Annotated in this window: 13 protein-coding genes; 8 read left to right on the top strand and 5 right to left on the bottom strand. The window is 62.6% G+C overall.

The window, feature by feature from the left end; translation table 11 throughout:
- From AC1ECN_RS16790 to AC1ECN_RS16780, 3 genes are all read left to right on the top strand, one after another.
- Nucleotides 1-1488 carry an ArnT family glycosyltransferase gene (locus AC1ECN_RS16790; RefSeq protein WP_024323742.1) on the top strand — a complete coding sequence of 496 codons (1488 nt, stop codon included), beginning with the start codon at nt 1-3 and terminating at the stop codon, nt 1486-1488.
- Between the two features lie 237 nt (nt 1489-1725).
- Entirely contained in the window at nt 1726-1977 is a 252-nt protein-coding gene (locus AC1ECN_RS16785) for a ribbon-helix-helix domain-containing protein (protein WP_130672308.1), read from the top strand.
- A 4-nt stretch (nt 1978-1981) separates the two neighbouring features.
- On the top strand, nt 1982-2284 hold the full coding sequence (locus tag AC1ECN_RS16780) for a type II toxin-antitoxin system RelE/ParE family toxin (RefSeq protein WP_029768329.1): 303 nt from the start codon (nt 1982-1984) through the stop codon (nt 2282-2284).
- A 70-nt stretch (nt 2285-2354) separates the two neighbouring features.
- Here AC1ECN_RS16780 and AC1ECN_RS16775 read toward each other — a convergent pair whose 3' ends face one another.
- Nucleotides 2355-3722 carry an aspartate aminotransferase family protein gene (locus AC1ECN_RS16775; RefSeq protein WP_018071001.1) on the bottom strand — a complete coding sequence of 456 codons (1368 nt, stop codon included), beginning with the start codon at nt 3720-3722 and terminating at the stop codon, nt 2355-2357.
- A gap of 83 nt (nt 3723-3805) precedes the next feature.
- Between AC1ECN_RS16775 and AC1ECN_RS16770 the strand changes: the two genes are divergently transcribed.
- Nucleotides 3806-5158 carry a glutamine synthetase family protein gene (locus AC1ECN_RS16770; RefSeq protein WP_032995735.1) on the top strand — a complete coding sequence of 451 codons (1353 nt, stop codon included), beginning with the start codon at nt 3806-3808 and terminating at the stop codon, nt 5156-5158.
- Between the two features lie 18 nt (nt 5159-5176).
- Here the strand turns inward: AC1ECN_RS16770 and AC1ECN_RS16765 are convergent, their stop codons facing one another.
- On the bottom strand, nt 5177-6121 hold the full coding sequence (locus tag AC1ECN_RS16765) for a diacylglycerol/lipid kinase family protein (protein ID WP_018070999.1): 945 nt from the start codon (nt 6119-6121) through the stop codon (nt 5177-5179).
- Nucleotides 6122-6421: 300 nt separating this feature from the next.
- Between AC1ECN_RS16765 and AC1ECN_RS16760 the strand changes: the two genes are divergently transcribed.
- Nucleotides 6422-7666, top strand: a complete 1245-nt coding sequence (locus AC1ECN_RS16760) for an MFS transporter (RefSeq protein WP_130672307.1) — start codon at nt 6422-6424, stop codon at nt 7664-7666.
- Here the strand turns inward: AC1ECN_RS16760 and AC1ECN_RS16755 are convergent.
- The gene (locus AC1ECN_RS16755; RefSeq protein WP_018241335.1) at nt 7625-8029 is read right to left on the bottom strand and encodes a winged helix-turn-helix transcriptional regulator; all 405 of its coding nucleotides are present in this window, start codon (nt 8027-8029) and stop codon (nt 7625-7627) included. The genes AC1ECN_RS16760 and AC1ECN_RS16755 overlap by 42 nt on opposite strands.
- Before the next feature lie 103 nt (nt 8030-8132).
- Here AC1ECN_RS16755 and AC1ECN_RS16750 point away from each other — a divergent pair, with 103 nt between their 5' ends.
- Both AC1ECN_RS16750 and mgtE read left to right on the top strand, forming a co-directional pair.
- A complete protein-coding gene (locus AC1ECN_RS16750) occupies nt 8133-9146 on the top strand; it encodes a zinc-binding alcohol dehydrogenase family protein (protein ID WP_130672306.1) in 1014 nt (337 codons plus the stop codon).
- A gap of 316 nt (nt 9147-9462) precedes the next feature.
- Nucleotides 9463-10836, top strand: coding sequence for a magnesium transporter (mgtE, locus tag AC1ECN_RS16745; RefSeq protein WP_130672305.1), 1374 nt, complete (start codon nt 9463-9465; stop codon nt 10834-10836).
- Between the two features lie 23 nt (nt 10837-10859).
- Here the strand turns inward: mgtE and AC1ECN_RS16740 are convergent, their stop codons facing one another.
- Nucleotides 10860-11381: an Lrp/AsnC family transcriptional regulator gene (locus AC1ECN_RS16740; protein WP_197727394.1), complete on the bottom strand. Its 522-nt coding sequence runs from the start codon at nt 11379-11381 to the stop codon at nt 10860-10862.
- Between the two features lie 95 nt (nt 11382-11476).
- Here AC1ECN_RS16740 and AC1ECN_RS16735 point away from each other — a divergent pair, with 95 nt between their 5' ends.
- On the top strand, nt 11477-12382 hold the full coding sequence (locus AC1ECN_RS16735; protein WP_130672303.1) for a DMT family transporter: 906 nt from the start codon (nt 11477-11479) through the stop codon (nt 12380-12382).
- A 98-nt stretch (nt 12383-12480) separates the two neighbouring features.
- Here the strand turns inward: AC1ECN_RS16735 and AC1ECN_RS16730 are convergent, their stop codons facing one another.
- Complete coding sequence (locus AC1ECN_RS16730; RefSeq protein ID WP_477953583.1) at nt 12481-13095, bottom strand: L,D-transpeptidase; 615 nt, start codon at nt 13093-13095, stop codon at nt 12481-12483.
- Between the last annotated feature and the right edge of the window lie 88 nt (nt 13096-13183).

Here is a 13183-nt window from a genome sequence, read left to right as displayed (position 1 = left end):
ATGACCGAGACCAACCGTCGTGACATCAGTTGGATTTTCGTTCTGCTGGCCGCCTATTTCGTGCTTCAGGTCGGCGTGCGGCTCGCAACCTCGCATTCGCTCGATCTCGACGAGGCCGAACAGGCCTTCCGCTCGCAATGGCTTGCCGCCGGCTACGGCCCGCAGCCGCCCTTCTACAATTGGCTGCAATACACCGTCTTCCAGTTTGCCGGCGTCTCGCTGACCGCCCTTTCTATCGTGAAGAACCTTCTGCTCTTCATCTCTTACGTGCTGTATGGCCTGACCGCGCGACTCGTGCTGCGCGACAAGGCGCTGGTGGCGATCGCCACATTCGGGCTGCTGACCATCCCTCAGATGGCTTTCGAGATGCAACGCGACCTGACGCACACGGTCGCGGTGTTCTTCTCGGCCAGCATCTTCTTCTACGGCTTCATTCGCACCCTGAAGCAGCCGAGCCTGGGCTCCTATCTCATCGCCGGCATCGGCATCGGTTTCGGCCTGCTTGCCAAATATAATTTTGCGATCCTGCCGGCGGCAGCCCTGATTGCCGCGCTTTCGGATGCGCGCCTGCGGCCGCGGATCTTCGACTGGCGGCTGGTGCTAACGGCGGCAGTGGCGCTCATCATCATCCTGCCGCATCTCTTCTGGCTGAAGGACAATCTCGATTTCGCCACCGCACGCACCCTGGAGAAGATGACCGCGAGCGGCCATGCGAGCTACCTCACACAGGTCGCCATGGGCGTCAGTTCGCTGGCTCTCGCCATCATCAGCTTTGCCGGATTGACCGTGGCGGTGTTCGCGGTCGTCTTCGGCAGGAGCCTTCGTCCGGCACTGGCTGCCGGTTCGGAATGGACGCGGCTGCTCGAGCGGATGATGCTCGTCTTCCTGGCCGGCATTCTGCTTCTGATCGTCTTCGGCGGTGCAGCCGGCATCAAGGATCGCTGGCTGGTGCCAATGCTCTTCATCCTGCCGCTCTATTTCTGCCTGAAGATCGAGGCCGCAGGCGTCGCGACAGACAGGGCGTTCCGGCGTTTCATACCCATCGTCGCCGTCATCATGATCGGCGTGCCGGCCACCCTTTACGGCAGTGTCGCGGCCGCGCGCTTCACCGGCCATTACGAACGGCTGAACAGGCCTTATGCCGGCATGCTGGACATCCTGCGCAAACAGGCCGAACCGGCGGCGATCCTTGCCGGGGACAGCCTGCTCGCCGGTAATCTCAGGCAGGATATTCCCGGCGTGCCGGTCCTCTCGGTGGATTATCCCGGCTTCAACCCGGATCTCTCCAGTCGGCGGCCACTTCTCCTGGTGTGGCTCCTCCCGCAGAAGGGGGGAAGCGAAGCGCTTCCACCTGATATGGCTGAATGGCTGCAGGCCAATCTCGGCGCGTCCGCACCGCAGGCGTCGGTGATCGACGTGCCTTATTTCTATGGGCGCGGCGACGACCGCTATCGTTTCGGCTATGCCTGGGTCAACCAGCCGGGCTGAGCGGCATCAGGATTTCAGTTCCTTCCAGGCTAAATCCAACGCCAGTTTCGTGATACTTGCTATTTCAATCACTTCAGTGTCGCTGATGGCCAACTACGGCGAGGCCAGCACGCGATTGCGGGTTGCTCTACTATGCTTGGAGACGACTGGGCCATCGGTTCGTTGGCCTATCCATCTTGATTGAGTATTGTAAAAGTATTGTATTTGTCATACAATCAGAGCAGGGAGTAAATTTACATGGCACGGGCAAAAACCTTTTCCCTTGGCGATACCTATGACGAGATCCTATCGGATCTTGTCCGCAATGGCCGGTTCGGCACCGAAACCGAGGCCGTGCGGGCAGGCATCCGTATGCTCGCCGACCACGAGCTGAAAATACAGGCGCTGCGTAGGGACATTCAGGCGGCGGACGCCGAGATCGAAGCCGGCCTCGGCAAGGAATACGCTACCGGCGCGGATCTCCTCAAAGACGTCATGAACGAAAGCTAGGGCCATCAAACCGAAACGCCTGATTATCGCTCCATCCGCCATTGAGGATCTGCGGAATATTCGGCGCTATATCGCCGAGAGCAGCCCCCACTACGCGCAGGAATTCATGGCCGATCTGACCGCGAAGATCGCCTGGATCGCCGAAGTGGACTTCACCGGATCTCCCCGCGACCACATTGCGGAAGGCCTGCGCGGCCTGCCCTATCGGAACCGCTGCATCTATTACCGCTCCTATCACGACCGCATCGTGGTCCTGCGCGTGAAACACGGTGCCGAAGATATCAAGCCGCAGGATTTTGAACTCTAGGCCCGAAGGCTTTCGCTAGACTGATAGCGGCTTTCCCTATGGCTGGCTCGACGAGCCGGGCAGAGCGCAATCAGGATTTCAGCTCCTTCCAGGCCAAATCCAGCGCCAGCCTGGTAATCCTCGCCATCTCGTCCACCTCGGCGTGGCTGATGACGAGCGGCGGCGAGGCGAGCATGCGGTCGCCGGTGGCGCGCAGCACGAGGCCGTTCGCCAGCGCGTGGTTGCGCACCAGCGCACCGACCTCATCGGGCTTGGCATAACGGGTGCGCGTGCTCTTCTCGGCGGCAAGCTGCAGGCCGCCCATAAGGCCGATGCTATCGGCCTCGCCGACCAGATCATGTTCGGCGAGCGCTGCCCAGGCCCTGCCGAAATAGGGACCGATATCGTCGCGCACACGTTCGACCAGTCTTTCCTCCTCGATGATGCGCAGATTTTCCAGTGCGGCGGCAGCGCAGACCGGGTGGCCGGAATAGGTGAAGCCGTGGTTGAAGTCGCCGACATCGTTGATCAGCACATCGGCGATGCGGTCGCTGACGAGCACGCCGCCGATCGGCAGGTAGCCGGAGGAAAGCCCCTTGGCGATCGGCGCCAGATCGGGCTCGACGCCGAAATACTGATGGCCGAACCAGGCGCCCAGCCGGCCGAAACCGCAGATCACCTCGTCGGTCACCAGCAGGATATTGCGCGCCTTGCAGATGCGGTCGATCTCCGGCCAGTAGGTCTCGGGCGGGATGATGACGCCGGCAGCGCCCTGCACCGGCTCGGCAACGAAGGCAGCGACATTCTCCTCCCCGAGTTCGTCGATCTTCACTTCGAGCTCGCGGGCAACCTTAAGACCGAATTCGGCGGGTGAGAGATCGCCGCCCTCGCCGTACCAATAGGGCTGGCCGATATGGACGATGCCCGGGATCGGCAGGTCGCCCTGCTCATGCATGTATTTCATGCCGCCGAGGCTGGCGCCGGCGACGGTCGAACCGTGATAGCCGTTCTTCCTCGATATGACGATCTTCTTCGACGGCTTGCCGATGGCGCTCCAATAGACGCGCGCCATGCGGAACCAGGTGTCGTTCGCCTCTGAGCCGGAGCCGGTGAAGAAGATGTGGTTGAACCGCTCCCCGGCATGGGAAGTGACCTTTTCCGCAAGCAGCGTCGCCGGCGTCGAGGTCGTGCCAAAGAAGGTGTTGTAGTAGGGCAGCTCATTCATCTGCCTGGTGGCGGCGTCGGCGATCTCCCGGCGGCCATAGCCAATATTGACGCACCAGAGGCCGGCGAAGCCATCGAGATATTTCCTGCCGTGATTGTCGAAGATGTAGACGCCCTCGCCGCGCTGGATGATACGCGCGCCCTCGGCATTCAGCTTCTTCATGTCGGCGAAGGGATGCAGGTGGTGCGCAGCGTCGATCGCGGCAAGATTCGAGGGTGGGTAAGTATCGGGCATGACTGGTAAAAGACCCTCGCGGATTGAAAGGCTGATGTCGATGAGATAGGAGCTTGGCCTTGTCCCGGAGGATTTTCAAGGTCATGGCGAGCGACAGGATGGACGGCAAGGCCGACGGCGGCGATCCGCGCTTCGAGATCCTGATCGTCGGCATGAACGGCGACCTGCGCGGCAAGCAGCTTCCGCCCAGCGCCGAAGACAAGGTCTGGGCCGGTGACATCCGCCTGCCAACGTCGACGCAGTCGCTCGACATCTGGGGCGACGATAATGACGATCTCACCGGCCTGTCGCTGACGATCGGCGATCCCGACGGCAAGGTCGTCCCCGACCGGCGTAGCCTGGCGCCGATGCCCTGGGCGCCTGAGGGCTCGATGCAGGTGCTCGCCACCATGCATGAATTCGACGGCAGCCCGAGCTTCATGGATCCACGCGCCATCCTCGCTTCGGTGGTCGAGCGCTATGCGGCGCGCGGGCTGACGCCCGTCGTCGCCACCGAGCTGGAATTCTACGTGATGTCGGGAGACTGGCGCGAGACCGGACGACCTTGCCCGCCCGAAAGCCTCACCTATCGCGGCGAGCCGAACGGTTTCCAGCTCTACGACATGAGCGCCGTCGACGCGCTCGATGGCTATTTGCAGACGCTGAGGGCCTATGCGAAGGCGCAGGACCTGCCTGCGGATGCGACAACGGCGGAGTTCGGTCCGGGCCAGTTCGAGGTCAACCTGCTGCACCGCGCGGACGCGCTGGCTGCCGCCGACGATTGCCTCTATCTCAAGCGCATCGCCGAACAGGCGGCGCGCCGGCACGGGTTGAAATCGACCTGCATGGCCAAGCCCTATTCCGAACATGCCGGCTCCGGCCTGCATGTGCATGCGAGCATCATCGACGGGCAAGGCCGCAACATCCTCGATGCCAAGGGCGGCGAGCCGAAGCTGCTCAAATCGGTGACATCAGGCCTGCTCGATACCATGCGCGCGGCGCAGCTGATCTTCGCCCCCTTCGCCAATTCCTACCGCCGCTTCCAGCCGGGCTCGTTTGCGCCTGTCGATCTGACCTGGGGCAGCGGCCATCGCGGCACGGCGATCCGCATCCCCGACAAGGATGGTCCGGCCGCACGCATCGAACATCGCGTCGCCGGCGCCGACGCCAATCCCTATCTGCTGCTGGCGGCGATCCTCGGCGGCATGCTCGCCGGCCTCGACGGCGAACTCGACCCCGGCGAAGAGACGACGCCCTCGCACATACCTGCGAATACGACCCGACTGACGCATGATTTCCTCAGCGCCGTCGAGACCTTCCGCACCTCGCCCTTCATCGCCGATATCGTCGGCGCACGTTATCAGGCGCTCTACGGCGACACCAAGCGCAAGGAAGCGCTTGCGCATCTGCGCACGGTTTCTGATTTCGACTACCGCACCTATCTGCCGCGGCTCTGAAATTACGCGGCGGCCGACTTACGCGGCGGGCTCGCGACGTTCGCTGGCGTCCACCTGCGCGGCGAGACCCTGCTTGACGAGAACCTTCAATTCGCCCGGATGCAGCCGGATCGAGACATCGCGTTGGAGCGGCAGCAACTCGCCGTCCATGACGCAATTGGCTTTGGAGCGCAGTTTGGGGAAATGCAGGTGCACCTCGGCCGGGTGCATCACCATGACATCGGCATTCTCGCGGACCTTGCCGCGCAGCATGTCGATGGCGAGACGGGCGACGCCGAGAGGCTTCAGCGGATTTGCCGTATAGAAGCCGAGTTCGCCGCTTGTCAAATTATCGGCATAGAGCAGCGCATTCTCACCGAAGGGATTGTTGGAGACTGATATCGCCGACACCCTGCGGCGCTCGCGCATGCCGGCCGCCTCGAACTCGACCTCGAATTCCGGCGGATTGAACACGACGCCCAATGCCGCCTTCGTGCTTGCCCGGATCTTGCCCAGCCGGGAACGATAGCTGTAGGCGTTGCGGTAGCGCACCATGCGGGCATGCAGGCCGGCGGAAAACTGGTGGATGAAGGGCCGGCCGTTGGCGCTGGCGATATCGACATTGTCGACCTCGCCGGAGGCAAGCACATCAAGCGCCTGCCAGATATCGAGCGGCACACGCAGCGAGCGGGCAAAGAGGTTCATCGTACCGGCAGGCACGACGCCGAGCGCAATGCCGTTTTTCCAGGCGATCGATGCCGCCGCCGAAATCGTGCCGTCGCCGCCGCCGGCGACGATGCCGTCGATATCATCGCGCTTSGCCGCCCGCTCCATAGCGGGAATGATTTCCTTTCCGGAGAAGACGATGGCGTCGAAATCGTGCCCCGCTTCGCGGAAAGCCGCCTCCGCCCTCTTTTCGTAGGCCAGCATGTCGGTGGTCTTGAAGGTACCGCCATCGCGATTGAAAAAACCTACAAGCTTCATGAGGGCTCCCGTCTCTGGCGCGGAAATGCTCCTGCCTTGCCCCTGAGATGGTTGCGATATCGGCGATTTCAAGCGCAGCCATCTTTCCGGAGAAAGGACAGAAATGCAAAAATTGCAATAGACGTATGCACATAGCAGGACGCTGCACTGCAAAAAATGCACTCGACGGCGGTCGAGAGGTCACGGATAGATGGCGTATTGGAGAGCTCGTCTCCACCTCCCGCCATTTCCACCGATCGGCTCGCGGCCGCGCCTGCGCCAGGGGCCATTGCCAAGCAGAAACCGCCTCGAGGAGCTCTCGTGAGTGAGATTGCCGTCAATATTTCAGTCGATAGTCGGGACTCCATTGATAGCCAGGATGAAGAGCTGCCGTCGGCAATGACCGTTGCGCTGGTCCAGCTGGCGCTCGCCTGCGGCGGCTTCGGCATTGGCACCGGCGAATTCGCGATCATGGGGCTGCTGCCCAACGTCGCCGAAACCTTCTCGGTCACCACGCCGCAGGCCGGTTACGTCATCAGCGCCTATGCGCTCGGCGTCGTCGTCGGCGCACCTGTTATTGCCGTGCTCGCCGCGAAGATGGCGCGCCGCACGCTGCTTTTGATGCTGATGCTGATCTTTGCCGCCGGCAATATATCAAGCGCCATGGCGCCGACCTTCGAAAGCTTCACGCTGCTGCGCTTCGTCAGCGGCTTGCCGCATGGCGCTTATTTCGGCGTCGCGGCCCTTGTCGCCGCCTCGATGGTGCCGGTGCATCGGCGCGCCCGTGCCGTTGGTCGCGTCATGCTCGGACTGACCGTTGCGACACTTCTCGGCACGCCGTTGACGACATTCTTCGGCCAGTCGCTCGACTGGCAGGTGGCGTTTTTCTCGGTCGGCGTGCTCGGCCTGCTGACGGTGGCGCTGATCTGGTTCTACGTTCCGAAGGACAGGGTTTCCGAGGAGGCAGGCTTCCTGCGCGAACTCGGCGCCTTCCGTCGGCCGCAGGTGTGGCTGACGCTCGGCATCGCCGCCGTCGGTTACGGCGGCATGTTCGCGATGTTCAGCTATATCGCCTCGACGACGACTGAGGTGGCGATGCTGCCAGAAACTGCCGTTCCGATCATGCTGGTCCTCTTCGGTGTCGGCATGAATGCCGGCAATTTCATCGGCTCGTGGCTCGCCGACAAATCGCTGCTCGGCACGATCGGCGGCTCGCTGGTCTATAATATCGTCGTGCTGACCACCTTCTCGCTGACCGCCGCCAATCCCTATATGCTGGGGCTTTCCGTCTTCCTCGTCGGCTGTGGTTTTGCCGCCGGCCCGGCGCTGCAGACGCGGCTGATGGATGTCGCCGCCGATGCGCAGACACTTGCGGCCGCCTCCAACCATTCCGCCTTCAACATCGCCAATGCGATCGGCGCCTGGCTCGGCGGCCTCGTCATCGCCGGAGGTTGCGGTTTTGCGGCGACCGGTTATGTCGGCGCGGCGCTGTCCTTCCTCGGCCTGTTCGTCTTTGCAGCCTCGCTACGCCTCGAGCGCCGCGACCGGAGCGCGCAGGCCGTCTGAGGCCAGGCGCAGTTCGCGGCCTTCCGGGCTGCAGAAGACATAATCGTCACCCCAGGCGGCCAACGCCTGGATCACGGGCTTCAGCGTCATGCCGAGCGGCGTCATTGCATATTCGACTCTCGGCGGCACGACCGGATAGACAGTGCGTGATACAAGGCCGGATTCTTCCAGTTCACGCAGCTGCTTGGTCAGCATGCGCTGGGTCACGGCCGGCAGCTTACGCCGCAATTCATTGAAGCGCAGGGTTCCTTCCATCAGATGAAAGAGGATGACGCCCTTCCACTTCCCGTCGAGGTAAGTCAGCGTCGCTTCGACCGGGCAGCCGGGGAAATTCTTGACGAGCTTGGCGCGCGGCAATGACATTTTACAGTATCCTTTTGGGTACTACGTACAGAATTTGTGCATTCTTGCGTTGTCAGACCATAGTGCGCATCTAGCTTCCGTGCAACGAACACAGGAGTTTCCCATGCGCGCCGTCGCCTACAAAACGCCCCAGCCGATTTCCGCCGAAACCTCGCTGATCGATGTCGAACTGCCGATGCCGGAGGCCAAGGGCCACGATCTGCTCGTCGAGATCAAAGCCGTTGCGGTCAATCCCGTCGATGTGAAGGTGCGCGCCCATTCCGCGCCGCCCGCGGGCGAACTGAAGGTGCTCGGCTGGGATGCCGCCGGCATCGTCAAGGCTATCGGCGCTGATGTCACCCTGTTCAAGCCCGACGACGAGGTATTCTACTCCGGCGTCATCAGCCGCCCGGGCAGCAATGCCGAATTCCATCTCGTCGACGAGCGCATCGTCGGCGCCAAACCGAGGAGCCTCGATTTCGCTGCTGCGGCCGCCCTGCCGCTGACCTCGATCACGGCCTACGAAGCACTGTTCGACCGGCTGAAGGTGCAGGACGCGGTTTCGGGAGCAGGACGATCCATCCTGATCATCGGCGGCGCCGGCGGCGTCGGCTCGATCGCCATCCAGATCGCCCGGGCATTGACCGACCTGACGGTCATCGCCACGGCCTCGCGACCGGAAACGCAGGACTGGGTGAAGGAACTCGGCGCGCATCACGTCGTCGATCATTCCAAACCGATCGCGCCGCAGGTGGCAGCGCTCGGCATCGGCGCGCCGGGATTCATATTCTCGACCACCAATACCGACAGTCATATCGGCGACATCGTCGAAGCGATTGCGCCGCAAGGCCGCTTCGCGCTGATCGACGATCCGAAAACGCTCGACATCGTGCCCTTCAAGCGCAAGGCCGTCTCCGTTCATTGGGAACTGATGTTCACCCGCCCGCTCTACGGCACGCCTGACATGATCGAGCAGCACAAGCTGCTGAACAGGGTTTCCGAGCTCGTCGACGGTGGAAAGATCCGCACGACGCTTTCAGAGATCGTCGGGCCGATCAATGCGGCGAACCTCAAGACGGCGCATGCCATGGTCGAAAGCGGCAGGATGAAGGGCAAGGCGGTGCTTGCGGGATTCTGAGCTCGCAGCCAGCAGGGCCGGTGTTTTTCGGACCAGCAAGATCTACAAACTATACCCGCCTCGAATGCCGCATCGCGGGGGTGCGGCATTCTGGCGTTAAGCATTTATCCCGCTTGACTTTTTCTGCATCCGGGACCACCTAGCATTCACGTGGATGACACTCGTCGGCCACGGATTTCAACGGAGCCATCATAACGATGCCAAGCGACAGTAGCAGTCGATTGCCTTTGCCGTACGCGGCCCTCGTGCGCTGACCGACTCCTGTCGGCTCGCCCGATCGGACGCTACGGCGGATCGACGGAAAGGCGAGCCTCAAATGAATATCAATCGCTTCCCTCTTCGGGCAGGCCATGCCGCCCGTGCCTTCATCAACAACAGCCGCGGCGCAACGATCGCCGAACGCGTCGAAGCGTTGAACGTACTCAGCGTCCAGGACGCCGGGCGTGTTCTATGCGGCATGCCGCTGGACTATGCTGTCAACATCCTCGACCGGCCGGAGCTTCGTAACGCCGCGCAGATTCTTGCGCTGATCAGCGCCGAGGACGCCGCACGGCTGCTGCACGGCATGTCGAACGACCGTGTCGCCGACGTGCTGCTCGAACTCGACGGCGAGACCCGCGCCCGGCTGTTTTCCAGCCTCGACGAACCGGTGCGCATCGCGATCCAGCACCTGATGGGCTATCCGCCGCGCACGGCCGGCGGCATCATGACGACGGAGTTCGTCAGCGTGCCTGACAGCTGGACCGTCGCCCGCACACTCGACCATGTGCGCCAGGTCGAACGCTCGCGCGAGACCGTCTACGCCATCTATGTGCTGGACGAGGTCAGCCATGTGCTGCTGCATGTGGTGACGCTGCGTCGCCTCATCACCGGCGAGCCGGAGGCTTCGATCCTCTCGGTGGCGCAGAAGGGCGCGCCGGTTTCGGCCGATCCGCTGATGAAGCAGGAGGATGTCGCCCGGCTGATCCGCAAGCACGACCTGCTCGCCCTGCCCGTCACTGACGAACATGGGCAGATGCTCGGCATCGTCACTGTCGACGACGTGATCGACACGATGATATCAGACACGACGGAAGCGGCCCAGAGGTTCGGCGGCATGGAGGCGCTCGGCCAGCCCTACATGAAGATCAGCTTCGCCGGCATGATCCGCAAGCGCGCCGGCTGGCTCGCTGCGCTCTTCCTCGGCGAGATGTTGACGGCAAGCGCCATGCAGCATTTCGAAGGCGAGCTGGAAAAGGCCGTGGTGCTGACGCTGTTCATCCCGCTGATCATGAGCTCGGGCGGCAATTCCGGTTCGCAGGCGACCTCGCTGATCATCCGGGCGCTGGCACTCGGCGAGCTGAAGCTTTCGGACTGGTGGAAGGTGCTTTTGCGCGAACTGCCGACGGGAATAGTGCTCGGCGCGATCCTCGGCCTGGTCGGCTTCGTGCGCATCGTCTTCTGGCAGTCGGCCGGGCTCTACGACTACGGCCCGCACTGGCAGATGGTCGCCGTCACGGTGTTTGCCGCCTTGATCGGGATCGTCACCTTCGGTTCGATCTGCGGCTCGATGCTGCCCTTCGTGCTGCAGAAGCTCCGGCTCGATCCGGCCAGCGCCTCAGCCCCCTTCGTCGCCACGCTGGTCGATGTCACCGGGCTCGTCATCTACTTCTCGGTGGCGCTGCTCATCCTCAGCGGGACGCTGCTCTAACCCGCAAGCAAGCCCGAGGGGAATTATTTTCTCTCGGGCAGCTTCAGCGGCCCATGCGTCTTCATGCTGCGGATGGCGAAGTTCGAGCGGATGTCGCTGACATTCGGCAGGGTCAACAGCGTTTCCGTCAGAAGTCGTTCGTAGGCGGCGAGATCCTCCACCACCACTTCGGCGAGGAAATCGGCCGTGCCCGAAATCAGGAAGCAGGAGACGATCTCGGGGATGGAGAGCAGCGCCTTCTGCTGCGCCTCTGAATTTTCACGGCTGTGCTGGACGACCTTGAATTCGACGAAGACGGTGAGGCCGAGGCCGACCTCCTTGCGGTCGATATCCGCCGTGTAGCCGCGGATGATCCCGGACCGTTCGAGGTTGCGGATGCGGCGCAGGCAGGGCGACGGCGAAAGGTTCACCTTCTCGGCGATCTCGACATTGGTGGCCCGCGCATCCTCCTGCAGGCACTTCAGGATGGCGATATCGAATTTATCAAGGTTTGGCATTTTCGCGACCCATGTCGGCATCAATTGGCAGAAGATTGCGCATAACATGATTTTCGAGCCATAGATAGCAAGGACATGCCCTGACCTCTGGCGCTAGTMTTCTCTTCAACCGGACGGCTCCGGATGAAAGAAAGGACAGGACGATGACCACCATTGCTTTCACGAACGACAAGTCGCCGTCGCAGGTACTGGGTTATGCCGGCGGCACCATTACCGTGCTGATCTGGGCGACATGGTTTCTGGTCACCCGCCACAGCGCCGCAACGCCGCTCGGCTCGATCGACATCGGGCTGATCCGCTTCGGAATTCCGGCGCTGGTGCTTTCGCCTGTCTGGCTGAAGACGGGACTGCTGCCGAAGGGCCTGCCGCTTCACCTGCTGGCGATCATGGTGTCCGGTTCCGGCGCCGTCTTCTTCCTGCTGACCACGCTGGCAATCCACTCGACGCCGGCCGCCTCCTCAGGGATTTTGCTCGGCGGCTCCATGCCGCTTGCCGCGGCGCTGATCGGCATTGCGCTGTTTCGCGAAAGGCCTGACGGCACGCGCATCGCGGGGCTCGTCGCGATCGTCGCCGGCGTGCTGATCCTGCTCACGCGCAGCCTTGCCGACGCCTCGCTGCCATGGACAAGCTTTGTCCTGCTGCCTGCCGGTGCCGTTCTCTGGGCAAGCTATACGCATGCCTTCCGCCGCTCCGGTCTGACCGCCGTGCAGGCGAGCGCCCTGATCGCCGTCTGGTCCTTCCTGATCATGGGCGCGCTCGCCCTCATCTTCGGCATATCGCTGCCACAGGTACCTCTTCAGGAGATCGGCCTGCAGGTGCTGAGCCAGGGCGTTCTTTCCGGCCTCGTCGCCATGGTGGCCTACGGCACCGCCGTCAGAACACTCGGCGGAACACAGGCTGCCGCCTTCACGGCGCTGACGCCGGTTCTGGCGACGCTTGGCGGCGGCTTGCTGCTTGGCGAAGCGATCGGCATGACGGAAATCAGCGCCGCCGTGATCACCGGCATCGGCGTGGCGCTTTCGACGGGTATTGCGGCACCACGCCGCTGAAATCCAACACCAACAGCAGATGAAAGCCGCCTGCAGCCATCGCTGCAGACGGCTTTTTCAATGGAGACGGCGTCCTTACCGAGCTTCGAACGGCCACGTCAGGCCTGGATGACGACGACCCTGGCGCCGACCTCGACGCGACTATAGAGGTCGATCACGTCGTGGTTCATCATGCGGATACAGCCGCTCGACATGGCCAGACCAATCGATTGCGGCTGGTTGGTGCCATGAATGCGGAAATGCGTGTCGTCACCACCGCGATAGAGATACATCGCCCGCGCACCCAGCGGGTTGTTCGGGCCGCCTGGCATGCCGCCGGCAAGCTTGCGATRGCGCTCTTCGCGGCGCTGCATGTTTTCGGTCGGCGTCCAGCTCGGCCACTCGGCCTTGCGGCCGATATAAGCATTGCCGGCAAAGGCCAGCCCCTCGCGACCGACACCGACCCCGTAGCGCATCGCCCTGCCGCCACCGAGGACGTAATAGGCGCGGCGGGCGGGCGTGTCGACGACCACGGTGCCGGCTGGATGCGTGGTTTCGTAGGCCACTTCCTGACGGCGGAGCTCCGGCTTGATCTTGTCGATCGGCACCTGCCTCAACGGGAACTTTTCATCCGGAAGTGCGGCGTAATTCGTCTGGCTGTTCAGGCCGGTCGAAGAGCAGCCGGCCACGAAAAGCGGTAGAGCGATCAGGAAGCCCCGGCGCGAGATCGTCATGAATGTGTCCTTAGTGCGTCAACACGATGTCGCAAGCTAAGGAAATTATGGTTAACGAACGGCTAACAGCCTCCAGCAGGAGGCGATC

The organism is Rhizobium sp. 01N447_2 (assembly GCF_056399245.1).
This window is presented reverse-complemented; position numbering and strand designations above follow the sequence as displayed.